At 53.7% G+C, this 23,802-nt stretch carries 22 protein-coding genes; 11 read left to right on the forward strand and 11 right to left on the reverse strand.

Annotated elements, in window-relative coordinates:
- Positions 1-2: 2 nt before the first annotated feature.
- Entirely contained in the window at positions 3-1,274 is a 1,272-nt protein-coding gene (locus ACTVDO_RS05085; protein WP_020958851.1) for a sugar ABC transporter substrate-binding protein, read from the reverse strand.
- 251 nt (positions 1,275-1,525) lie between these two features.
- Between ACTVDO_RS05085 and ACTVDO_RS05090 the strand changes: the two genes are divergently transcribed.
- Positions 1,526-3,292 carry an alpha-glycosidase gene (locus ACTVDO_RS05090; RefSeq protein WP_442901190.1) on the forward strand — a complete coding sequence of 589 codons (1,767 nt, stop codon included), beginning with the start codon at positions 1,526-1,528 and terminating at the stop codon, positions 3,290-3,292.
- 59 nt (positions 3,293-3,351) lie between these two features.
- On the opposite strand, the gene ACTVDO_RS05095 is transcribed toward ACTVDO_RS05090, so the two are convergent.
- Positions 3,352-4,212, reverse strand: a complete 861-nt coding sequence (locus ACTVDO_RS05095) for an AraC family transcriptional regulator (RefSeq protein ID WP_020958849.1) — start codon at positions 4,210-4,212, stop codon at positions 3,352-3,354.
- 127 nt (positions 4,213-4,339) lie between these two features.
- On the opposite strand from ACTVDO_RS05095, the gene ACTVDO_RS05100 reads away from it, so the two are divergent.
- A complete protein-coding gene (locus ACTVDO_RS05100) occupies positions 4,340-5,692 on the forward strand; it encodes an MATE family efflux transporter (protein ID WP_442901160.1) in 1,353 nt (450 codons plus the stop codon).
- Between the two features lie 43 nt (positions 5,693-5,735).
- Here ACTVDO_RS05100 and asnB read toward each other — a convergent pair whose 3' ends face one another.
- Positions 5,736-7,583, reverse strand: a complete 1,848-nt coding sequence (gene asnB / locus ACTVDO_RS05105; RefSeq protein WP_020958847.1) for an asparagine synthase (glutamine-hydrolyzing) — start codon at positions 7,581-7,583, stop codon at positions 5,736-5,738.
- Positions 7,584-7,850: 267 nt separating this feature from the next.
- On the opposite strand from asnB, the gene ACTVDO_RS05110 reads away from it, so the two are divergent.
- Positions 7,851-8,399, forward strand: a complete 549-nt coding sequence (locus tag ACTVDO_RS05110) for a DUF2777 domain-containing protein (RefSeq protein ID WP_020958846.1) — start codon at positions 7,851-7,853, stop codon at positions 8,397-8,399.
- Positions 8,400-8,499: 100 nt separating this feature from the next.
- Here ACTVDO_RS05110 and ACTVDO_RS05115 read toward each other — a convergent pair whose 3' ends face one another.
- From ACTVDO_RS05115 to ACTVDO_RS05125, 3 genes are all read right to left on the reverse strand, one after another.
- Positions 8,500-11,349: an EAL domain-containing protein gene (locus ACTVDO_RS05115; RefSeq protein WP_442901191.1), complete on the reverse strand. Its 2,850-nt coding sequence runs from the start codon at positions 11,347-11,349 to the stop codon at positions 8,500-8,502.
- Between the two features lie 126 nt (positions 11,350-11,475).
- Positions 11,476-11,829, reverse strand: coding sequence for a YisL family protein (locus ACTVDO_RS05120; RefSeq protein ID WP_442901161.1), 354 nt, complete (start codon positions 11,827-11,829; stop codon positions 11,476-11,478).
- 134 nt (positions 11,830-11,963) lie between these two features.
- A complete protein-coding gene (locus tag ACTVDO_RS05125) occupies positions 11,964-12,869 on the reverse strand; it encodes a fumarylacetoacetate hydrolase family protein (RefSeq protein ID WP_442901162.1) in 906 nt (301 codons plus the stop codon).
- A 330-nt stretch (positions 12,870-13,199) separates the two neighbouring features.
- Here ACTVDO_RS05125 and ACTVDO_RS05130 point away from each other — a divergent pair, with 330 nt between their 5' ends.
- Positions 13,200-13,370, forward strand: a complete 171-nt coding sequence (locus ACTVDO_RS05130) for an aspartyl-phosphate phosphatase Spo0E family protein (protein WP_020958842.1) — start codon at positions 13,200-13,202, stop codon at positions 13,368-13,370.
- Between the two features lie 12 nt (positions 13,371-13,382).
- On the opposite strand, the gene ACTVDO_RS05135 is transcribed toward ACTVDO_RS05130, so the two are convergent.
- From ACTVDO_RS05135 to ACTVDO_RS05145, 3 genes are all read right to left on the reverse strand, one after another.
- Positions 13,383-14,555 (reverse strand): DUF418 domain-containing protein, encoded by a 1,173-nt coding sequence (locus ACTVDO_RS05135; RefSeq protein ID WP_442901163.1) that lies wholly within the window; start codon positions 14,553-14,555, stop codon positions 13,383-13,385.
- A gap of 336 nt (positions 14,556-14,891) precedes the next feature.
- Positions 14,892-16,487 (reverse strand): fatty acid--CoA ligase, encoded by a 1,596-nt coding sequence (locus ACTVDO_RS05140; protein ID WP_020958840.1) that lies wholly within the window; start codon positions 16,485-16,487, stop codon positions 14,892-14,894.
- Positions 16,488-16,585: 98 nt separating this feature from the next.
- Entirely contained in the window at positions 16,586-16,810 is a 225-nt protein-coding gene (locus ACTVDO_RS05145; RefSeq protein WP_041267844.1) for a spore germination protein, read from the reverse strand.
- 143 nt (positions 16,811-16,953) lie between these two features.
- On the opposite strand from ACTVDO_RS05145, the gene ACTVDO_RS05150 reads away from it, so the two are divergent.
- The 7 genes from ACTVDO_RS05150 to ACTVDO_RS05180 all read left to right on the forward strand — a co-directional run bounded on the left by ACTVDO_RS05150 (position 16,954) and on the right by ACTVDO_RS05180 (position 19,197).
- The gene (locus ACTVDO_RS05150) at positions 16,954-17,178 is read left to right on the forward strand and encodes a spore germination protein (RefSeq protein WP_020958838.1); all 225 of its coding nucleotides are present in this window, start codon (positions 16,954-16,956) and stop codon (positions 17,176-17,178) included.
- Positions 17,179-17,246: 68 nt separating this feature from the next.
- Positions 17,247-17,468 carry a spore germination protein gene (locus ACTVDO_RS05155; protein WP_020958837.1) on the forward strand — a complete coding sequence of 74 codons (222 nt, stop codon included), beginning with the start codon at positions 17,247-17,249 and terminating at the stop codon, positions 17,466-17,468.
- 14 nt (positions 17,469-17,482) lie between these two features.
- Positions 17,483-17,707, forward strand: a complete 225-nt coding sequence (locus ACTVDO_RS05160) for a spore germination protein GerPB (RefSeq protein ID WP_020958836.1) — start codon at positions 17,483-17,485, stop codon at positions 17,705-17,707.
- Positions 17,708-17,790: 83 nt separating this feature from the next.
- Positions 17,791-18,393 (forward strand): spore germination protein GerPC, encoded by a 603-nt coding sequence (locus tag ACTVDO_RS05165; protein WP_023817491.1) that lies wholly within the window; start codon positions 17,791-17,793, stop codon positions 18,391-18,393.
- Positions 18,390-18,581 carry a hypothetical protein gene (locus ACTVDO_RS05170; protein ID WP_020958834.1) on the forward strand — a complete coding sequence of 64 codons (192 nt, stop codon included), beginning with the start codon at positions 18,390-18,392 and terminating at the stop codon, positions 18,579-18,581. The genes ACTVDO_RS05165 and ACTVDO_RS05170 overlap by 4 nt, the downstream gene beginning before the upstream one ends.
- Positions 18,578-18,976 carry a spore germination protein GerPE gene (locus ACTVDO_RS05175; RefSeq protein ID WP_020958833.1) on the forward strand — a complete coding sequence of 133 codons (399 nt, stop codon included), beginning with the start codon at positions 18,578-18,580 and terminating at the stop codon, positions 18,974-18,976. Before ACTVDO_RS05170 ends, ACTVDO_RS05175 begins: the two co-directional genes overlap by 4 nt.
- Positions 18,976-19,197 carry a spore germination protein gene (locus tag ACTVDO_RS05180; RefSeq protein WP_020958832.1) on the forward strand — a complete coding sequence of 74 codons (222 nt, stop codon included), beginning with the start codon at positions 18,976-18,978 and terminating at the stop codon, positions 19,195-19,197. The genes ACTVDO_RS05175 and ACTVDO_RS05180 overlap by 1 nt, the downstream gene beginning before the upstream one ends.
- An 80-nt stretch (positions 19,198-19,277) precedes the next feature.
- Here ACTVDO_RS05180 and ACTVDO_RS05185 read toward each other — a convergent pair whose 3' ends face one another.
- The gene (locus ACTVDO_RS05185) at positions 19,278-22,622 is read right to left on the reverse strand and encodes an AAA family ATPase (protein ID WP_442901164.1); all 3,345 of its coding nucleotides are present in this window, start codon (positions 22,620-22,622) and stop codon (positions 19,278-19,280) included.
- On the reverse strand, positions 22,619-23,797 hold the full coding sequence (locus tag ACTVDO_RS05190) for an exonuclease SbcCD subunit D (protein ID WP_442901165.1): 1,179 nt from the start codon (positions 23,795-23,797) through the stop codon (positions 22,619-22,621). Before ACTVDO_RS05190 ends, ACTVDO_RS05185 begins: the two co-directional genes overlap by 4 nt.
- Positions 23,798-23,802 lie beyond the last annotated feature (5 nt).

The following is a 23,802-nucleotide window of genomic DNA, read 5'->3' on the forward strand; positions in this document are numbered from 1 at the left end:
CGTTATTTTCCAGCGCCGCTGGCGGCGATTTTATCTTGAATCGTTTGGACCGCTTCACCGAGCACCGCTTTCGGATCGTCGCCTTTCGCGATAAATTGCAACGCGTTGCCCATCGGCTCCCATACTTGCGACATTTCCGGCACGTTCGGCATCGGCTCGCCGTATTGGATTTGTTCGGCAAAGCCGGCGATCAACGGATCGTTCGTAATTTTCTCATTCGTCAATGCCTTTTCGTTCGCCGGCATTTCACCCGCCACTTCATAGTAATGGAGCGAATTTTCTTCGTTCGTGACAAACTTCATGAAATCAACTGCCCATTCTTTGTTTTGCGAATACGCCGATAACATCCATGTCTTCACGCCGACGAACGATTTCGGATGCTCGCCATTGTCTAAAACCGGCAGCGGCGCCGTCGCCACCTTATCGCCAAGCGCTTCTTTATACACGGCAATATTCCACGGACCAGTGATGGCGACCGCCACGTTTCCTTTCGTAAACAGCCCGTTCATAATGTCGCCGGTAATCTCTTTCGGAATATAGCCGTTTTTGAACCACGACTGAACGAGTTCCGCTCCTTTGACCGCCCCATCATTGGCCAGCCCGACATCGCTCGTATCGTATTTGCCGTTTTCGTTTTTAAACACATAGCCGCCGTAGCCGGCAAAGAACGGATAGACGAAATAGAAGTTCGCCGCTTCCATTAAAAAGCCGTATTGGTCTTTGGCGGCATTCGTTTTTTCCTTGGCGATCTTCATTAAGTCTTCCATCGTTTTCGGCGCTTCCGGCACTAAATTTTTGTTGTAGAACACGCCGTACGTTTCGACGACTAGCGGCACACCGTACGTTTGGCCTTCATACGTCACGGCGTTGACCGCTGTCGGGCTGTACTCGCTTTTGGCATCGCCAAGGTCGACTGGATCGGCCAGCCCTTGCAGCACAATGTCGCCGATGCGGTCATGCGGCTGATAGAATACGTCCGGACCTTTGCCGGCCGGGCCGTCAAGCGCCAACTTTTTCGTTTGGTCCAACATGTTGACCGCAACCATTTCAATTTGAATGCCCGTTTTTTCCGTATACTTTTGGAAAATGTCTTTCAGCGCTTGTTTCTGCTTTTCGTCATCGTTCACCCAAACGACCAGTTTATCTGGTTTTTCCGCCTTTTCGGTCGTTCCTTGATTTTCTTTCGGCTGTTGAACGTCCCGTTTCGGCCCGCAGGCAGCAAGCACGCCCACGAGCAGCACAGCCATGAGAAACAAAGACAATGCTTTCTTCATGCTCCCCCTCCTCTTTTGATCGGTTCTTTTTCAGTGCAACCATAGCGAAATCGTTTGCACATAAAAAATTTGACAACGCGATGAAAACGATTGCACCTTTCAACTCTATTATATCGCCTATTTTTCATTTTACAAGCTTATTTTCTATGAAATTTGACTTTTTTTTCGCATTGGCGTACGCTTTGTTTAGCAGCGGTCTATCATGCAAACGATTGCTTTTGGCCAAATTGGATTCCAAAGGGGGAACGATGATGCAAAAAGAAGCCATCCACCACCGCCCGACTGACCATTTCGCGTATGCGTACGACAGCGAAACGCTCCATCTCCGGCTGCAAACGAAAAAACACGACATCGACCATGTCGAGCTGCTTTTTGGCGATCCGTACGAGTGGCAAGGCGGCGCCTGGCAGTTTCAGACGATGCCGATGCGGAAAACGGGAAGCGACGAACGGTTTGACTATTGGTTCGCCGAAGTCAAACCGCCATATCGGCGGTTGCGTTACGGATTTATGCTGCAATCCGGAGGAGAAAAGCTCATCTATACGGAAAAAGGGTTTTTTCACGAAGCGCCGACAGATGATACAGCCTACTACTTTTGCTTCCCGTTCCTCCATCGCGTCGATTTGTTTCAAGCGCCCGATTGGGTGAAAGATACGGTTTGGTATCAAATTTTTCCCGAGCGGTTCGCCAACGGCAATCCAGCCATTAGTCCAGAAGGGGCGCGGCCGTGGGGAAGCGAAGATCCGACGCCGACAAGTTTTTTCGGAGGGGATTTGCAAGGGATTATCGATCATCTCGATTACTTGGCTGACCTTGGCATTACAGGCATTTACTTGACGCCGATTTTCCGCGCGCCATCGAACCATAAATACGATACCGCCGATTATTTTGAGATTGACCCGCACTTTGGGGACAAGGAGACGTTGAAAACACTCGTCAGGCGCTGCCATGAACGAGGAATCCGCGTTATGCTCGATGCGGTTTTCAACCATTGCGGCTATGAGTTTGCCCCGTTTCAAGACGTGTTGAAACACGGTGCAGCTTCAAAATATAAGGATTGGTTTCATATTCGCGGGTTTCCGCTGCAAACGGAGCCGCGTCCGAATTACGACACATTTGCGTTCGTGCCGCACATGCCGAAACTCAACACCGCCCATCCGGAGGTCAAACGCTACTTGCTTGATGTCGCGACGTACTGGATTCGCGAGTTTGACATTGACGGCTGGCGGCTCGATGTGGCGAACGAAATCGACCACCAATTTTGGCGCGAGTTCCGGCAGGCGGTCAAGGCGCTGAAACCGGACTTATATATTCTCGGTGAAATTTGGCATGATGCAATGCCGTGGTTGCGCGGCGACCAGTTTGACGCTGTGATGAACTATCCGTTCACGGACGGGGCGCTTCGTTTTTTTGCCAAAGAGGACATCAGCGCCCGTCAGTTTGCCGATATCATGATCCAAATGCTTCATTCATATCCGAAACAGGTCAACGAAGCGGCGTTTAACTTGCTTGGCAGCCATGACACGCCAAGGCTTCTCACCGTTTGCGGCGGCGACGTCCGCAAGGCGAAGTTGTTGTTTTTATTCCAGCTGACGTTCACCGGTTCGCCGTGCATTTACTATGGCGATGAGATCGGTATGACGGGCGGAAACGATCCACAATGCCGGAAATGCATGGTGTGGGACCCGGGGCAGCAAAACCGCGAGCTGTTGGCGCACGTCAAGCAGCTGATTGCGCTAAGGAAGCAACACCAGGCGCTCCGGCGCGGGGACATCGCCTTTCTTTCCGCCGACGACAACCCCAATCATCTCGTGTACGAAAAAATGGATGGCGATGAAACCGTGCTCGTCATCGTCAACCGAAGCAATGATGCCGCCGACATTCCGCTCCCGCTCGATCTCCGTGGAAAATGGCTTGTTGATCTCGTGACTGGGGAGCGGTTTGCGGCCGAGGCGGAAACGCTTTGCGCCGCCTTGCCTCCGTATGGGTTTGTGCTCTATAAGGTTGAAAGCTGGTAAGATGGCGCAGCCATGCGCCGCTTCGGCCACAACCGGTGCAGCCGCTCGCTGCACCGGTTTTATGTGCGCCTGGCCATGCGCCGGTATTCGGTCGGGGTCATCCCTTCCATTTTTTTGAATACACGTGAAAAATACGCGCCATCATCAATGCCGACCCGCTTGGCGACCGCCTCGACTGTTTCATTCGTTTCCGCGAGCCATTGCTTGGCTTTCGACAGCCGGTAATACGTCAAATAGTGGCTAAACCCCATGCCAATCGTTTTTTGCATGCAGCGGGTGATGTAATCGGGATGAAAGCGGAGTTTTTTTGCGAGCATTTCGAGCGTAATCGGCTCGCTGAAATGTCGTTCGATGTACGCCACCGCCGCCGCACTGACTTGTTCCGCAGCGCTCGGGACGGGCAGCTCCTGTTTTTGCAAATGCCAAAGGAATTCCACAAACAACAGCAGCTGCCGAAGCGGCCGGTCTATATCCCGCTCCACGTTCGGCTCGATGAGTTGGGCGAGCAGCTGTTCGGCGCGCTCCCGTTGTTTCAGCTCCCCGTATTGGCGGATCGAAAGCCGGTATTGGATTGGCTCAGTGTACGTCGCCTCTTTTTCCATCACCGTTTGCCGGCTCGCCGGGCAGTCCGAAACAACCGTGTAGTCCGGCAGCAAAAAATGCAGCCAAACAAGCTCTGTTTCCCTTTCGCACGGACGATGCCCGTAATGTTCGCGCCCGGGAATTAACAGCAAATATTGTCCGCCGCCGACGGTAAATTCACGCCCGTTTTCCGTCATATATAAACATCCTTGTTTGACGTAGAGCAAATCGAACACGGTAAACGTGCGGCGAAAATGCCGTTTTCCCTTTGGAAATATGCTCTCCGCCCCTTTAATAAACACCGGCAGCGGCGGCAACGAAAACGTGACATAGTCCATCGTCGTCCCCTCTTTTCTTGTCGGAAAAATGCAAGTAAAATCGCTTCTCTCTCTTTCCATTATGCAACAAACTGGCTAAACTGGATATATCGTTCAAGTCGGAATTTGAAAAAGGAGTTGTCTCGATATGCGCCAAGAGGCCAGAACGTGGTCACTGTTCTCGTTAACGTGGCCCATTTTTATTGAAACGCTGCTCTATATGGTCATGGGCAACGCCGATACGCTTATGCTCAGCCAGTACTCGGACCATGCGGTCGCCGCCGTCGGGGTGGCGAACCAAATCATCGCGTTAACGATCGTGCTGTTCAACTTCGTCGCCTTGGCGACCGCCGTGCTTGTCGCCCAATATTTAGGCGCCCGGCGGGAGCAGGAGGCCATTGACGTGTCACTCGTTTCCCTTGCCGCCAATTTGCTGTTTGGGCTGTTGCTAAGCGCTGTTCTCGCCGTGTTTAGCCGCCCGATTTTGCGGCTGATGGGGCTGCCGGCTGAGCTGTTTGACGAGGGGAGCGGCTATTTGTCGATTGTCGGCGGGTTTTTGTTCATCCAAGCACTGATGATGACCGTCGGCGCCATCTTAAAAAGCTATGGCTTTACGCGCGATACGATGTACGTCACAATAGGAATGAACGTACTGAATATTATTGGAAACTACTTCCTTATTTTCGGATCGTTTGGCCTTTCTCCCCTCGGAGCGGAAGGAGCCGCCATTTCAACGGCGGCGAGCCGGTTGATCGGTTTTGCTGTGTTGGTAGCTTTATTGCGCAAACGAACCGGCATTTCACTTTCCCTGCGGTCGTTTCGCGCCCTGCCGCTTCACCATTTGCGCTCGCTCTTAAAAATCGGTGTGCCGTCAGCCGGAGAACATCTTTCTTACAACACAGCGCAAATGGTCATCACCTACTTGATTACGTGGCTCGGCGCTGAGGCGCTGACCATAAGGGTGTATACGCAAAACATTATGATGTTCGTCTTTTTGTTCGGCATCGCGGTCAGCCAAGGGACACAAATTCTCGTCGGCCACTTCGTCGGCGCCGGACGGTATGAAGAAGCGTACAGGCGCTGTTTAAAAAGTTTATACAGCGCAATTGCTATATCGGTGCTGCTGGCCACAGTTGCCTATTGGTTCGCTGAACCGCTGCTGTCGCTCTTTACTGATGACCGGTCGATGATTGAACTGGGGCGCAAATTGTTGCTGCTAACGATCATTCTTGAACCGGGGCGCTCGTTTAACTTAGTGATCATCAGTTCGCTCCGGGCGGCCGGGGATGTGCAGTTTCCGGTCTATATGGGCATTTTGTCGATGTGGGGCGTCGGGGTGACGGTGGCGTATGTATTCGGCATTGCCCTTGGGTTGGGTCTTGTCGGCATTTGGCTGTCATTTATCGCCGATGAATGGCTGCGCGGACTGTTGATGCTTTGGCGGTGGCGATCGCGCATCTGGATGAAAAAGACGGTGGCGCCGCAGGCGAAAATGGCATGAAGCCTCCTGCTGCCAAAATAAGAGCTGCGCACCAGCGCAGCTCTTATTCTTTAATGGAGATGCCGTAATGATCAAACCAAACGTGCACTTGGCCGAGGTAAGCAAGCAATTGTGGACCGGTCATCAGCTGCCCAAACCACGGCACTTGGAATGACTTCCCTTCCGATTCAACGAGCGCCGTCAACTTTTCCGCGTCAAAAAACTCGTGCAAAATCGAAGAACGGTCGCGAAGCAGCTGTTCCAGCCATTGCTTCACGAGCTTCGTATACAGCGGATGGTGCGTTTTCGGGTACGGGCTTTTTTTCCGATAGAGCACCTCTTCCGGCAACAGTCCTTCCAACGCTTTGCGCAAAATGCCTTTTTCCCGCCCACCATACATTTTCATTTCCCACGGGATATTCCAGACATATTCCACAAGACGGTGATCGGCAAACGGCACGCGCACTTCAAGGCTCGCTCCCATGCTCATCCGGTCTTTCCGGTCAAGAAGCGTCGTCATAAACCAAATCATATTTAAATAAAACAGCTCGCGCCGCTTTGCTGCTTCCGCGCTTTCCCCTTCAAGGCGCGGCACCTCAGCGATCGTTTGTTCATAGCGCATTTGTACGTAATCATCGAGTTGGAGCTTTTGCCGCCATCCTTCCTTCAACAATCCGATGCGCGCCTCAATCGAGCGCATCCACGGGAATCCTTTCCGCGCCAAATCATCCGGGCGGTGGAACCACGGGTAGCCGCCGAAAATTTCGTCGGCGCATTCCCCGGACAAACTGACGACAAACTGCTCGCGAATTTGTTTGCAAAACCAAAGCAGCGATGAGTCGACATCTGCCATCCCCGGGACGTCACGGACGATGACCGCATCATGCAAATGGCGGAACAGCTCTTCTTGGGTGATCACGCAGCGGTGGTGGATCGTTTGAAACTTGTTTGATACTTGTTCAATAAACGGTGCGTCCGTATTGGGCTGAAAATCGTTTGCTTGGAAATAGTGATCGTTTCCTTCATAATCGATCGAGTACGTGTGAAGCGGCCCTTTTCCGTCGGCAGCGAAGGCATTAGCAGCAATCGCCGTAATGGCGCTCGAATCAACCCCGCCCGATAAAAACGTGCATACCGGCACATCGGAAACGAGCTGGCGCGTGACCGCATCGGTCAAGAAAAAGCGAAGCTTCTCAACCGTTTCTTCGAGCGAGTCGCGATGGATGTCGCTTTCCACGTTCCAGTACCGCCAAATGCGAAGCCCGGTGCGGGAGAAGGTCAACGCGTGCGCCGGGCGCAATTCTTGGACGCCGTCAAACACGCCATGCCCCGGCGTGCGCGACGGTCCGAGCCCGAACACTTCCGCCAACCCTTCATAACTCACTTCCGCTTTCACATCCGGGTGGGCTAAAATCGCCTTGATCTCAGAGCCGAACAAAAGCTCCTCGGCATCCCGGCGGTAAAACAACGGTTTGACTCCAAGACGGTCACGCGCCATAAATAACAGTTCCCGCTCTTCATCCCAAACGGCGAAGGCAAAAATGCCGTTTAACCAGTCGACACATTGTTCTTTCCATTCTATATAAGCGGCGAGCAGCACTTCTGTATCAGAATGGCCGTCAAACCGGTAGCCTTTATGCCGCAGTTCCTTCCGGATGTCTTCCGTATTATACAGCTCACCGTTGTAAACGATCGTGTAGCGCCGTCCGTTTTTGTTCCGGATCATCGGCTGTTTGCCGCCGGCCGGGTCGACCACAACGAGCCGCTTATGCCCGAACGCGACATGGACGTCGAGCCACGTATTTGTATCGTCTGGCCCGCGTTTTGCGAGCGTTTCTGTCATATCGGCAATAATGTTCCGTTCACGGCGCAAATCGCGCCCGAAATGCACCCAGCCAGTGATGCCACACATACGAACCAATCCTTTCTTTATCAAAAATGGCAAGTAACTGTTGTTCGCCTGAACTGTTCCCATTATTCTTTGGATCGCCCGTTCTTTTTTCCTTGCGGCAATGTTCAGCTATCGTTCCCCTTGGCAGGACGATAGCCCTCCCCGCATCGGCATGATTCCATTTTATGCATGATCGGCAATTTCGATGAATTGTCCGAAGCCAACAACAGCACGAATAAACAAACAAAAAAGTGGAAAAAAAGAGAAATACAAGGAGGATGAGGAAAATTGGACATTGAAGAGCGCCTGCAGTGTATAGCTGAGCAACCCCGGGCCTACGTGCATGGGACTGTAGAGTTTGTGAACAATGAATGGGTATTTTTCGATGAAGAAGCGGAGGAGGCGGCCTTGGTCGAAGAAATGGCGGAGCAAGACATCGAGCTTTTCCGCTATGGACACTGGCTGTCCGGACAATGGCAGGAGACCGGTGCGATCGCTACTGATCTCGGCCTCTTTCCCCTTACAAACGGTGACCGTATCCGCTTCCGCAAACGGCTGACATACGCATATCGGCAATGGCTCGCCTCACTTCCCGATCCGTCTTTTTTCCAGTTCGTCCAATGGCTGAACCATCTCGGGTTTTCGCTTTACGACTGCCTGTACTGCTACAACGGCTTGTTGTTTGCCAAATCATCCGGCGTCAACTTTATGATTTATGACAACACAGAGCAAATCGCCAGCGTCCATCATTATTATGAACGCGGATCAACGACCAACGACCGATTTGAAATGACGTTTAACAATGGCGAGCGGGCCATTTGTGCCCAAATAGGCTGAGGACAAAAGCGGCCGGCAGCGGCGTATCTCCGCTGCTGACCGAATGTCGCCGGCCAAAAGGCTGCTGCTCTCTTTCTTTTGCAGCGGCAGTCGAACGTCTTTACACCCGGCTCTTCCGGCGCTCGGTCATGTATGCGGCGATCTCCTCAGCGACAAGCGGCGGACAGAGCGCATATCCTTGGGCATAGCTGCATTGCAAGCCGCGAAGCCGCTCAAGCTGCTCCAACGCCTCAACCCCCTCAGCGATCGTTTCGAGTCCAAGTCCGCGTCCCATTGTGATGATCGCTTCGACAATGGCGGCATCGGACGCATTTGTATGGAGACGTTCGATAAACGCCCGGTCGATCTTCAAAATCGTCACCGGCAGCTGCTTTAAATAATGAAACGAAGAATACCCGCTGCCGAAATCGTCGACAGCAATGCCGACGCCGAGCTTCTTCAACTCATCCAGCGTCCGCATCGTGCTCGATAGATGACGGAGCATGGAATGTTCCGTCAGTTCAAGGCGCAAGCATGATGGCGGCAATTTCGACTGCTGAAGCGCTTGCTTCACATCATCAACGAACCGTTCGTGCTGAAATTGCACAGCGGAAACGTTGACGAAAATGGCTAGTTTGTCATTTCCCGTCTCCCTTTGCCATTGCTTTGTCTGCCGGCAAGCGGTTTGCAGCACCCAACGTCCGATTTCATGAATCAATCCCGTCTCTTCCGCCAACGGAATAAACTCGTCCGGACGCACAAGCCCAAGCTTCGGGTGCCGCCAACGGATGAGCGCCTCTGTCGCCATGACCGTGCCGGTATGCACGTCGACAATCGGTTGGTAACAGAGAAACAGTTCGTTTTGTTCGATCGCTTTGCGCAGGTAGCCATCCATTTCAAGTCGGTGCATCGTTTCGTCATTCATTTCGGGGCGATAGCGTTCGACCCGATTGCCTCCGCCTTTTTTCGCTTTATTCACCGCCATATCTGCATGACGCAGCAACGCATGTTCATCCGCCCCATCGTCCGGAAACACGGCTAAGCCAACGCTCGTTGTCAGAAAAAATTGTTTTTGGCCGTACACGGTTGGCTTCGCCACTTCACGCACGATATGAAGCGCCGTCTCCATCGCCGCCTCGGAGCCTGTCCGCAACGGAAAGAATAGACAAAATTTATCGCCATGAAACCGGCCGAGCTGTGCCCCGACTGGCAGCACGCGTTTCATGCGCTCGACAAGCTGACGCAAAATGCCGTCGCCGGCGTAATGGCCGATGCTGTCGTTAATCCATTTAAACCGGTCGAAATCAATCAAAATAACGGCAATTTTCCGCTGTTTCTGCTTCGCTTTCTCCAGTTGCCCGGCCAACAGCTCCATCCATTTCGTCCGATTCGGCAAGTTCGTATCCGGATCGTAGTACGCCAAATAAGCAATTTTCTCCTCGGCCTTTTTTTGCTCGGTAATGTTGTGCCCGATGCCATAAATGCCGACTTTTTTTCCATCAACAATAATCGGAATGTTTTTCATTTGGAAGAGAAGCCGCTCCCCCGATTTTGTTGGAATTTCCAAGTTGTACGTTTGCACGTTTCCGCGCAGCGCCCGATAAAAGTAGCGGGTAACACGGGGGATATCGTTCGGATGAATATACTTGAGCGAATTTGTATATAAAATTTCTTCTTTCCGGTAACCAAGCACCTGCTCAAAAGCCGGATTGACGCTTGTAAAATGGCCGTGCAAGTCGGTCGAATACACGATGTCGGTATTATGGTCAAACAGCGACTTATACCGCTGTTCCGACATCTGCAGACGGATGTGAAGCCGTTCCATATCGCGCGATGCGGTTGACATGAGCTGGGCTAGCGTCGTCACCCCTTCCGGAGGAAACGGCAGCGACAAAACCGGTCCGTCTTCCGCCGTTGCCGCCCCTTCCATCAATGAAACCGCGGCAAATCCCGCCAGCCGTCCCACCGTATACGCGTCTTTCACTGCTACCTCCATAACAGGGAATGGAGCGGCTTGCTGAAGCGATGAAACCATTCCAGCCAGCAATGGGCGTGTATATCCCCCTAACGCTGCGCTATAGTAAAACAACGTCTCTTCAGCCGGCTGTTTGGCGAATTGTCCGGCCCAATCGCGCACACTCCAGTAAAGCGACGGTGCATGAACATAAGCAAATCTCACCTTTTCCCCTTCGCTCACATGGCCGTTTACCATAACAGCCCCGTTTTCCTGAATTGCTGTGATCGGCAGACAGACGGACTGCCCTCCCCGCTCGACGACAAACGGAAACTCCATTCCGGACGCAGGCAGACGATCGATAAATTCTTTTCCTAAATACCGTTCCAAACAAAATGATGCCTTTTGCCCGTCAAGTTCACCAATCCACCGGCCGCCGCCTTTTGTCACGGAAAATGCCAAGCCGACCGGCTCCCATAAAAATGGGGAGAAACAGCGGGCCCGAAGCGCCGCTCCGCTGAATGAGACAGCGACTACGCCACGGTCAAACCGCCCGTCGGGCGAAAATAACACACTGCCTTCCGGAAGAGCGCATCCGACAATGACCATCCGTTCATTTGCGAGCGGCAAATGGCGAAGGAGGGGAAGCAACGTTTCGCGGCAATTGGTAAACAACAAAAGCAGCACTGTTTCGTTGTGGGTGGATGCTTCAGCGATGCATGCCGCCAATTCAGCGGGACGAGTCGAGTCATCAACCGGCACGGTCCATGACGAAACGTCCGCCGCCATGGACGTCAAGTTGGCCAAAAACGTTGTGTCCGCAACGGCCGGCAACATCCCCGCCATTCCGACAATATGGGCGTGCGGCCAACGATGCGCCGCCAATTCGACTGCGTGGCGTACATCTTCTACATGGTCAGCAGCAATTTGAATAAATAACGATTCATGGGACGCAAAGGACTCCTCTTCGACCAGCCGGTGCAGTTCCCCGACATGGTGGCAGCGCAGCGAACGCATCAACAATGGCGCCTCCTCTCATTAGCCGCGTCGTTCAGAAAATGCAAGAAAATTCTATCGGTTTTAACATACCACATTTTTTGGACAAGAAAAAGCGGCAACCTATAGGCTAGGTCGCCGCTTTGTTTAGAACCAATCAAATCCAAGTGGCAGCGACAAACCGAGAAAGAGCGTAACGATGAGCGCAATGATCCACTGCGTCCATCCCGCCGCCGCACGTTTCCCTTTTTTCACTGCCGCTAAAACCATCTCCATCGCCCCGATCACCCATAATCCGGCGAGCGCCTTCAGCAAATAAAGCCCGGAAATCGAGGCAATGCCATGTAACAAAAGCAAACCGGTCATGATCGTTATAATATAAAACAGCCGCAACACCATTTGCACGATGGCCGCCTTCGCCGCCCCCGAACGTTGCATCGACACAGCGATCAAAAACAAAATAATCATAATGAGCCAGCTTGTGATATGCGCATGCGTCAACGTCGATCCCCTCCAACTTTTCCGTATTCCTCCTCATCATAGCATGGGCGGTGAACCGTTGACAAACATTACGAAATACGAAAAGCACCCCCGTTTTCGATGGTGCTTTTCGTCTGCCTACTATTCCTTTTCGCTTATTCCCCGACTTTGTTGCGCAGTATGCCAATTCCTTCGATGGCCACTTCAACGACATCACCCGTTTGCAAAAAACGCGGCGGATTCATTCCTTTGCCGACCCCAGCCGGCGTTCCTGTGGCGATAATATCGCCCGGTTCAAGCGTCATGCCCTTTGAGATCGTCTCAATAATCGATTCGATTGGAAAAATAAACTGTTTTGTGCTCGCCTGCTGGCGCACTTCACCGTTCACCCGCGTTTCGATGCGTAAATCGTTCGGATTTGACACGAATTTCCTTGGCACGATCCACGGTCCCATCGGGCAAAACGTATCCAAGCTTTTGCCGAGCAAATATTGCTGGTGCCGTTCTTGCAAATCACGGGCGGTCACATCATTGATAATTGTATACCCAAATACATAATCGAGCGCTTCTTCACGGTGAATCGCCCGCCCTTTTTTGCCGATGATCAACGCGAGCTCCCCTTCATAGTCTACTTCATCGGTAACATCCGCATGGCGCGAAATCGTTTCCTCGTGACCAATCACAGTCGTCGGCGTTTTCGAGAAAACGATTAAATGTTTTGGCACATCGGCGGCATCCCCCAACTCAAGCACATGGTCGACATAGTTTTTGCCGATGCAAAAAACGTTTTTCGCCGGCCGCGGAATCGGGGCAAGGAGACGAACATCGTCGAGGCGGCAGACATAGTCTGGCTTCGGATGGCGAAGCGCCCAATCCGCTGCTTCTTGGGCCCGGGACAAAAAAGCCTCCCCTTGTGCGATGGCCTCTAGCATCGACGCTGGAATCGTCTCCTTCCCGTCCATGGCCCGCTCGGCACGACGCAAATGGACAGCTGCCTTCTCCCCTTCCGGCACCACTCCAACTACTGTTTCTCCGCTGAAAACAGCCGTAATGAGTTTCAACGTCTTCCTCTCCCTCTCTCCCTAAGTCTTCTGCTGCACGGGGCGGGCAAACGGGACGCATTTGCCCGCCGTTCCACATTGTGGCGCATCAACCATTATATTCGCCGTCTGAGCGAAAAAGTCCTGTTCTTTGTAGAATTTTGTCTAAATTAGGGAATTTACCACTTATTTTCCCGAATCGCTTCCTTTTTCCGTCGTTATATGTATAATAATGTTTAGTTTCCACTATGGCTGTCAGCTGCGACCTTAGCCATCCAACAAAAGTCTTGCTTCGGTCACGGGTAACGGCAAGCCTTAACCAACATTTCAATAGAATTGATGGTGAAGGAAATGGTTCTCCTGCTCATTGAAGAAAAACGGCAACAAATGATCGAATTGGCGCTCACCCACGGGTTTACAGCGAAAGAAACAATCCAATGCAGTCAAGAGCTTGACCGATTGATCAATCAATATTTGCGGCAAACTATGGCTTTTGAACCGTCCGCTCCATCCGTCCAATAAGCGGCGGATTTTTTATTGGCCGAACTGGCGCCGAAAAGGCGGGCGCTGTCCGTACGTTCCCCATCTCCACAGCCATTCCGCCGGACCAAAACGAAATCGGGCGAGCCAACGGCGGCTTGCCCATAGACTGGCAGCATATATCCCAATCGCCAATAGCGCCCCTTGCCATTCGTTTATTCGCCCGTACCATCCGAGCCCATAGCTGTAAAAAAGCGACGTGCAGATGAGCGACTGGCCGAGATAGTGGGTGAGTGACAGCTTCCCGGCGTCTTGCAGCCATCGCCAAACAGGCTGCCATTGCTTTTTCCCGCAAACGAATACGGCAGCAGCGGCATAAAATACAGCTAGGGCGGGACCGCCAACGTTGTCTTGGATATACCGTGTCAAGCTATTCGCTCCGGCCCAATACGGAATGGTTTTTAGCACGAGCCCAAAACATAGCGCTCCTCCCATCAACCAGCGAAGTCTAGCGGCGGCACGCTGTCCGGCTTCGATCCAGCGTTGCTTGGCGGCGTATCCGCCGAGCAGGCAAAACGGCAACACGGTCAGCACCGTGAACAGCAAACCGCCATCACCGTTTATAGAAATCCAATCGTGCCATCGCTGCCAAAACACGTCGCGGAACGTTCCACTTTGATAATGACGAAGAGCAGCGGCGGCCTCTGCCTCTTGGCCATCAGCTGTCCCCGTCCCTCCGGCGGACATACTTAAGGCGAGCAACAATGCCACAAGGCTATGAAAAAGGAAAAAGCCGGCTAACGCCGCCGTCCGCCACCAGCGCATCGGGGCGTCCATAAACAAAAGCAAAATAAGCCCAGCCAGCGCATACGGAATTAAAATATCGCCAAACCATAACCCAAACGCATGCATAACACCACCCGCCAACAAAAGAAGGAAACGGCGCAGCAAAATCGGAATTGGCTGTTCCCCCCGTTGGCGCAGCCGGCCGTAAAGCACGACCGTGCCAAATCCGAATAAAAAGGCAAACAGCGGATAGGCGCTTGCTTCAAACAAAAGATCGATGGCGGCAGCAACCGCGCGATTGAAGGTGCTGCCGCCGACGTCTTCCCTATATAGCATCGGCGCTGAAAAATAGCGCATATTGACAAGCAAAATACCAAACAGGGCGAACCCGCGCAAGACGTCTACGGCCGCGATTCGTTCTGCCGAGCAAGGCGGCGTCATGTTCTCCCTTCTTTCTGTTGCGTCATCTGTAACATACTCCCACCACCTACGCTTCGCTTAGCGATGGGGATTTCTCGGGTAATCCCACCTCATGATGGGAAGTTGACCGAGCGATCCCCCCGTGTGCCCCACGGTTCGGGTAGATGTTAGGATACGCCTAACTGTCTCCTTCCTTCTTTTTTGCTAAAGCCAACCGACATTCATCTCCCACCTACTCATTGGGCTGCGCCCTTCACATTCCTTGAGGATGGGAGACTTCTTCCGGAAAGCCGTTAAAAAAGTCGGCCCGCCCTACCGTTCATCCGCCCGCCCTGTCCGCCGCTGGCCAACCGCTTGTCAGTTCACGTAACGCCCTGTTTTTCCTGCCGCATCCCAATATTGGCGGCGCAAGTGCACTTTTTGAATTTTTCCTGAGGCGGTCTTCGGCAGTTCATCAACAAACGTGACGCCTGTAATGGCTTTGAAATGGGCTAGTTTTTCCCGTGAGAAGGCGATCAGTTCTTCCTCCGTCACATGGTGCCCCGGACGGACGACGACAAACGCATGCGGCGTTTCGCCCCATTTTTCATGCGGCACGGCAATGACCGCCGCTTCAAGGACGGCTGGATGGTCATAAAGCGCTCCTTCGACTTCAATCGAGGAAATGTTTTCCCCTCCGCTAATAATAATATCCTTTTTCCGGTCGACAATATCAATATGCCCGTATTCATCGACTGTCGCCATATCGCCCGTGTATAGCCAGCCGTCACGGATCGTCGCGGCCGTCGCCTCGTCGTTTTTCCAATACCCTTTCATGACGCCGTGGCTACGGACGATCACTTCGCCAATCGTTCGGCCGTCCGCCGGCACTTCCTCGCCATCGTCATTCACTACCTTCACCTCACAGCCGATCATCGGATAGCCCGCCTTTGCCTTGAACCGCTGCTTTTGTTCGGCAGGCAGCCCGTCAAGCTGCGGACGGATGAGCGAAATCGTGCTGAGCGGAGACGATTCAGTCATGCCGTATACTTGGATGAACTCCCAACCGAGCTTTTCTTCGACGCGCGCAACAAACGCAGGCGGCGGCGCGGAACCGGCGATGACAACCCGCACATGTTCCGGAACGTCCGGCTTATGTTGCTCGTAATATTGCAGCAGCATGTTGAGCACAGTCGGCGCCATATGCATGACCGTCACACGATGTTCCTTAACAAGTTCAAAAATGATGTTCGGATCGACTTTGCGCAGCCCGATTTGCGTCGCGCCGTTGGCGGTGTAATAAAACGGCGAACCCCAGCCGTTGACGTGAAACATCGGCAGCACATGCAAGTACGTATCACGGTCAGATACACGCAAATGATGCATCGTCACGAGCGCATGCAAGTAGTTGTTTCGATGCGTCAACATCACCCCTTTCGGATTGCCCGTCGTTCCGCTCGTGTACAGCAGGCTGCACACATCATTTTCATCGATTGACGGGCGCGGAACAGGCGCATCCTTCTGGGCGGCAAGCCATTCGTCGTAAGCGGTTTCATCAAGCGCCGCATCTGTTTTATGATGAACGATGATCTTCTGCACCGTTTCGAGCTTGTCTTTCACCGGCGCAATCAAGCCATACAACTCCTCGTCAACGAACAATACTTTGCTCTCGCTATGATTCAAAATGAAGACGTAATCGTTCGGCTTCAAACGCGTATTGAGCGGCACCATCACTGCCCCTATCTCAAATATGCCATAAAACCCTTCAAGCATTTCAAGCGTATTTGGGGCTAAGTACGCCACACGATCTCCTTTGCGGACACCGAGCTCCCGCAGCCCATTGGCAAGCCTTCGCACCCGCTCGCCAAGCTGCCGATACGTCACTGTCCGTCCTGAACAAATCATCGCCGGCTTGTTCCCGTACAGAGCCACAGCGCGGTCTAAAAAATGGGTAAGCACAAGCGGTACGTTCATCATTCCTATCCCCCGATCGTATATTTTCGAAAATTCACAATTACATTATATAGGATCATGAACAAAAGAAAAAGACGATCTTTTCAATTGTCGATCGTCTAGTTGTTCCCTTTCGCCCCAGCATCGGAGACATCCGGGTCCACTGTATTTGTGACGCTGCAAAACGTATTCGTCTGTAAAAAATCGCCTGTATTGCCGCCGCCGGCGCCTGAATTCGTCTTTGAAGTACTTTTTGGGGCAATTTGCAGCACATCGCCCATGTTCACCGTGCCGTTGCCGCTCACGTTCGTCACTTTAATCCCGCCGATGACGATCGCTGGCATTCCTTTTCCTTCCTTTCTGACCATTTCTTTTTTATCATATGCCGCCAAACCGCCTGCCACTTGGACATCCGCCCCGCATTGAACCGATTTTTCTTCCCCTTCATACAATACAATTAGCGATGCAAAGGGAAGGAGGAGGCCTTATGCCTTCATTTATTAGCGGTCCGATTAAAATTACCCATGTGAGTGGAGATGGAACCGTCAATTTTGGCGATGTCTTGCAAATCGCACCAAAGAGCACAGCCAAATCGCATACCGGTTCAGGCGGCAGCAACAACGGGGATTTCTTGCAGACGAATACGTTCGTCAGCTTTACGAACACAGGCGATCCAGACATGTTGGATTCGAATAATGCCGCGAACAATTAGAGCGAACGTTTTCCGTTTTGTGCCCATACACTGGCATTAACTACGAAGCTAGGAAAGGAGCATGCCCCATGCCGGCTTTTGTCGGAATCGTGAAACTGAACAGCGTCGGGAGCAGCGGCGTGTTCCATATTGGCGATGTATTTGCGATTTCCCCGCAAAGCGTGACAAAAACGTTCGCTGGCGCCGGGTCGTTTAATACTGGCGACGGACTTCATGTTTATAACTATTACAACAATACGAATACGAATGACGCTGATATTGCCGATGAAAATGTCGTCGGAAATGTATAAGGAGGAGAAGGAGGTTGAACTTTTATATTAGCCAAAGCATTTGCATCCATCAGTTGCGGATTGGCTCCGTGACCAATTCATCCGTTTTGCAAATCGGCAGCGCCGGCAGCATCCAGGCGTTGTCAACACTCGCCAACACCGGCGGTTTCACCGGCTCGGCTCCGCAAGCGACCGTGCCGCTTGGCGCCGCCGCCCAGCCGTCCGCTCCTCTCGTCCCTCTCCATTCGGCCACCCGCTAAATGCGGCGAAAAAGAGTGATGAGGACCACGGGCCGTCCATATATTGAAGTAAGAGGGGAATGTAGAGAGGATGATGGTGCACGATGAGTATGTACGACTATTTCGTCCAACTGCACCGCTATATATTATGGCAAACGAACAAAATACGAACGCTCGAACGCCGCCTTTCCGTTCTCGAAGCCCGGCTGCAGGAGCTAGAATCCCAGCCGCGCACAACGATCGAACGGATTGAATATAAATTCGACCAGCTCAAAGTCGAAACGCTTGAAGGGACGCTAAACATCGGGCTTGCCCCCCCTGGGGCCGGGGGAACGATTGAAGATTTTGCCGTCGAACCGGTGAAAACCGTCATTCCAAAGCCCGAACCGGTGCTGATGCGCCCGATTCAAGAAAAAGTGGCCGCCTACTTGAGCAGCGAGGCGGCGGAGACATTGAAACAGCTTGAACAGCGATACAACCGCCGCCTCGATGCGACGTACCGGCAGTTTATTTTGCAAGATATCGCCCGACAGACGGATGAACGCATCCGCTTTTATTTGCAAGAGAAAGCAAACCAAGGCTACGTTCCCCCGGGCGATCGCGATGAGGCGGTCGAAAATGAAATTTTTCAAAAAGTGAAAGCCGATATCGAACAATCGCTTGATGCGTTTCTCAAACATTTGCCTTCAGGGGAGGAATCAACGTGAATTACACGGTCATCAACCGCGATGTGCACGTCGGTGACATCCGCTTGACAGCCGTCGCCAGCGCAGCGCTGTTTTTAATCGGCGACGCTGATGTGATCAACTTATCATCGGCATTTGACACACCACCGGAATCGCTCATCATCGGCCCGTTTGTCCCGCTCGTGCCGGCTCGAGGGGGAGCATCGTGAAACGGACATCGATCGTTCAGTCGCTCCATGCTGAAACACTGATTATTAGTTCCGTGCTGCAAATCGGTGATTCTGAACGGATTTCCGCACGCACGCGCGCCTTGGCCGTCCAACGGCAATATGAGCTGTTTTTTGGCTCAGAAGGAGAACGTATATTCCCTGTTTTTGCAAAACCAATTCCGCGTTGGTCTTCCCCGCCGCCAGTCGCTTCCCGGCGGACGCTTCACCAGAATCCGGTCATTTCGGTCCGGTCGGTCCGCGTGCTCGGGATTTCTTCGTCAGCCGTTGTCCACATTGGCTCCACCTCGATCGCCGAAACCGAAGCACGAATAAAACATATCCGCCAGCTGGCCGGCCCTGCACCGGGAACGCCAACGGGGAGGGGGGATTCGTAATGCCTTCGTTCGTCGGCCCGATTAAAATCAATAACGTCGGAAGCGGCGCCGTCGTCCAAATGGGCGACTGTCTGTACATCGCTCCGAAAGTCGCCACCAAAACACAGGCCGGGTCCGGCGGCTTTAATACCGGCGACTTTATCATGACGAACAACGCCATTAGCTTTACGAACGCGTTTGATCCAGATGTGTTTGACCAAAATGTTGCCGCCAACAACTGAACATCGCCGGAAACAACTTAGGGGGCGGCTTGCCCCCTAGTTTCTTTCCCATCCGTTCTGTTCATTGGATAGGTCGTTCTTTACATCGTTTCCAGCCGGATGCGCGTGCCGCGGCCGGATGGCTCAGCCGGCTCAACGATAAGCCGCCGCGGCAGACGAGTGCGAATTTCTTGAACATGGCTAATGACGCCAACCGCCAACCGCTGTGTATGCAACTTTTCCAAAGCGGAAATGACTGTATCAAGCAGTTCGGCATCAAGCGTGCCAAAGCCCTCGTCCAAAAAGAAAAACCGAAGCGGATATTCGCCGCGCAGCTGAATTTGCGCCGACAGCGCCAGCGCCAATGACAGTGAGGTCAAAAACGTTTCCCCTCCCGAGAGCGTCGCCACCGGCCGTCTGACGCCGCCGTTAGCATCATCGCGGATGAGAAATCCCCCTTGTGAATCAAGCTCAAGCGAGTAACGTTGCCGCGTTAACTGTTGCAACCACTCGGCGGCTATGGCCGTCACTTGGTCGAGTTGCTCTTCGGCCATAAATTCGACAAAACTGTTGCCGCGAAGCAACGTCTGCAGTTGCTTATACCGTTCGATCTGGCGGCTGAGTTGCTCCCGCTTCGCCTCGAGTTCAACAAAACGGGCATGTTTTTTTCTCAGCTCCGCCACTTTGCCTTGAATGGCCCCAAGTTGTTGCGTCATCGTTTCCATTTGCGCTTTTAGCTCAGCGTACACGCGCTGCAGCATGTCCCATTGTTCAGCGCTCACCGCCGCCTCGCCGAGGGCATCCGTAAGTTGATCCCGACGGTGCTCCGCCTGCTCAACTTGACGCCAATAACGGCGGATGGTTTCGTCCCACTCACGGCATTGCTCTTTTGTCGCTTTCGCCCGTCCAACTTCTTCGGCATCGGCAAACGTGGTGTCGGCAAGGGCGCGGCGCCAACGGGCGAGCGCCTCTTCTTCGCGACGGGCCCCTTCTTCGCACGCCTGCTCGGCCGCCTTTGTCTCACTTTCCAACGTTTGATACTGTTTTTGGACGCGTTGCCATTCATCGTACGCCCGCTGCTCACCGCTTTGCAGCCGTCGCCATTCGGCTTCCACTTCCCGAAGTTGCGCAGCCGCCGGGCTGGGGCCGGCTTTCTCGCGCCGCTGTCGTTCATACTCTTCCCACAGTTGCTGTTTGGCGGTAATGAGCGAGTCAAGGCGCACCCGTTCCGTCTCAATCCGGCGTTGTTCTTCGGACGCTTGCTCTTTTGCCCGCTGTTTTTCTTCTAAAAACGGCACGCTATCCTCAAGCCGTTTTTGCACGTCACGCCACTTTTTCTCTTGTTCACGCAGCTGCTCGTACGCGGCGTCAATCGTCTCAAGCAAAAAAGAAGGGTAAGCCTGTTGCCACTGCTGTTCAAGCTGCTGCCTCTCTTCGTTAAGCCGCTGTCTCTCAGCCTGCAACGCTCCCATGTCATCTGCCGCCCACCGGCATGCGTTTTCCGCTTCACGCCGCGCTGCTTCCGCTTCGTTCCATTGCGCGAGCGCCCGGTAAACAGATTCTTTTAGTCCAATAACATCTTGCTCAAGCGCCCGCACTTCAACAGCAACATCGTTCACCTCTTCTGTCGGGCGGCCGGCGGCAAAGAGAGGAGGCGTCCCATGACCGGCGGCCAGCCCTGCGAGCTGCTCAAGCTGCGCCTTTAACGAAAACACAGTCTGCAAGTCTTGGTCGCACCGCCGCCGCTCCTGCTCGAGCCTAGTCAGCCGCCCGTGGCCGGAAAAATGCAGCGCGGTTGCCGGGTGCGGATGTTCGCGCGATCCACACACCGGGCACGGCTCACCGGCACGAAGTCGTTCAGCGAGCACGGCCGCCAGTTCCGCCGTCCGCGCTTCCTCAATCCGCTTTCGTTCCGCCTCCATATCCTGTTGCAGTGCATGCAGCTGTTTTTCGATGTCTTGCTGTCGCTCACAGACGGAATGATAGGTTTTCTCGACAAGCTGAAACAGTTGATGAAGCCGGGCGCTGGCAGCGGCCGCCTGGCGCTCCCGCTTTGTCCGTTCCTCTTCCGCCTGGCGCCAAACAGCTTCTTTTTGCCGGAGTTGTGCATCAACACGGGCGAGGGCGGATGCCGCTTGCTCGATTTGCCGCTTCCCTTCATGCGCCCGCTCTACTTCGTCTTTGCCGGCTAGCGCCTCCATATAGCGTTGCAGTTCTTCTTTTAACTCCTGTTGCCGCTTCATGCCGCGTTCGTACCAGACAGACGCTTCTTCAAGCTGGCGTTGCGCCGCCTTCTCTCGGACGGCCAAGCGGTTTCGCTCCTCATGGAGGGCGGCAAGCTCATGTGTGAGCGCCTCCATTTGCCGCTCGAGCTGTTCCGCCTGGCGCAGCCGTTCCGTTTGCGCCAACAGCTCCGGTTCGCGCCTCGCTTTTTCCTGCCGCGCCTGTTCGTATCGGCGCACCGCTTCCCCGTAGCCGGCCTTGGCCGCCTCGAGATCACGGGCGAGCTGTTCGTACCGCTTGAGCGCCGCTGCTTGCGAGCATCGCGTCTGTTCGTACTGTTCCCAATATGGCCAAATGCGCTCAGCCTGCTCGGCGCGCTCTTTTTTTACTTCGAGCCTGCGGATGTCCGGCTCATGCCGGCGCAGTTCGGCCAGTTCTCTCTCGACCGTCTCTTTTTCTTGCTGCCACGCCCAAAGCTGTTTCGTTCGTTCGACATTTTTTTCGACTTCCTCGAACTCTTTTTTTCGCTTGGCCAGCAAGGCAACCAATTCCCGCTCCTCGGCTTCCGCCTGCTCAAGCGCTGTTTTCGAGGCGTCACCAAGCCCTGCCTTTTCCGCCTCGATTTTTTCTTCTTCTTGCTCAGCAGCGGCAAGGCGGTCTTTCAGCTTTTTATTCAGCTGATCACCGTACCGCTCAAGATGGAACAGGCGCTGCAGCATTTGCCGCCGCTCGGCCCCTTTAAGCAATAAAAATTCGGCAAATTTCCCTTGCGGCAAGACGACAGCCCGGGTGAAATCTTCCATCGTCAAACCAAGCAGTTGACCGATCGCCTTGTCTACATCGGACAGCTTATCCGCGAGCACGACCGGCTCCGCTTGATGTTCGATCAACCGGCAGACAGCGCTGCGCGTCCGCCATTCGTCCACCTTTTTCAAGCTGCGCTCCACCGTGTACCGTTTCGCCCCCAACGCATTTTCCAACTCAAACGTAAACGAGACGAACAACTCTTGTTCGGCATGATTGATGATTGCCTGGGTACGGTTAGCCGCCCGCCCAACACTGCCGAACAACGCCAACGTAATGGCGTCCAAAATCGTTGACTTGCCGCTCCCGGTCGGCCCGAAAATGCCAAACACACCGCCATCGCACAGCAGCGTAAAATCGATCGTCTGCCTTTCGCGGAAGCTATGAAGCCCGGCAATCGTCAATGAAATCGGCTTCACTCGTCTCCCTCCTCCTTCTCCTCTTCCGACGTCAACTCTAAAAAGAGGCGAACGAGCTCTTCATCCGGCGCCTGTCCCCCGGTTTGCCGTTTATAAAAACGGCAGAACATCTCCTCAAGCGAGAGCGCTTCACGGCTCATGTCAGCCGCCTCTTCCGCCCGCTGCGGAAACACGGGACGGATGTGGACAAAACCGGGATGAAGCTTGCGCAGCCGGTAAATGTCTTCCATGGTCAATGATTCGGTCACATGAAGCTCCAAGTCAACCCAGCATGACTGATCTTTCCCTTCCTCACACCAGCGGTACACCTGCGCAATTCCTTCTGTCGCCTTCCAGCGAACGAGCGGCTTTCCGGCGGCAAGCGGAATTTCCGACACATTGGCCGCGCCACCTGGGTGGACATCAATAACCGTGACAGATTTGGCATGCCCAGCCTCGGAGAAACTGTAAGCAAGCGGCGAACCAGAATAGCGTGCTGTTGTCTCTGCCCGCTTAATATGTTGCGGCCGATGGAGATGACCAAGCGCCACATACTGAGCGGCCTTCGGCAAACTCGTTGCCGCCACTGTATAGGCGCCGCCCACTTCAATCGGTCGCTCGGAATCAGACGTATGGCCGCCGGCGACGTAAAGATGGCTCATCACCACATTAACCGTCTCCTCGGTGAATGAGGAGGCCATCGTTGCTAATAACGCACGGATGCGGTCATCGTACCGGTCGCGCAGCGCTGCTTCCTGATGGTCAGACGACAGCAGCTCGGCAAGGCGCGATTCAGACGGATAGGCCAGCGGAGCAAGCATCATCGTTTCCCCGCATGTCGGGATGTCGATCCGGTAAACGGAAGACTCCGGGCGGCCGAAAAGATAAATATGATAATCGGAAAGCAACGTCCGGGCGGCGCTGATGCGGTCCGGATGATCATGATTGCCGCTGATGACAGCAACCGGCCGGCGGCCCTTGTTGGACAGGCGTGCTAAACTTTCGTAAAACAATTGTTCCGCTGCCGCCGGCGGATTGACGGAATCGAACACATCGCCGGCCATTAAGATGACATCAATTCGTTCTTTCTCGACGATCTCGACGAGCTCGTCGAGAAACGCCTCCTGCTCGGTCAGCCGGCTTCGGCCCTCGAGCGTCCGCCCGAGATGCCAGTCCGCCGTATGCAAAATGCGCATCGTCT

Source organism: Geobacillus sp. BK01 (assembly GCF_052220245.1).
Classification (GTDB): domain Bacteria; phylum Bacillota; class Bacilli; order Bacillales; family Anoxybacillaceae; genus Geobacillus.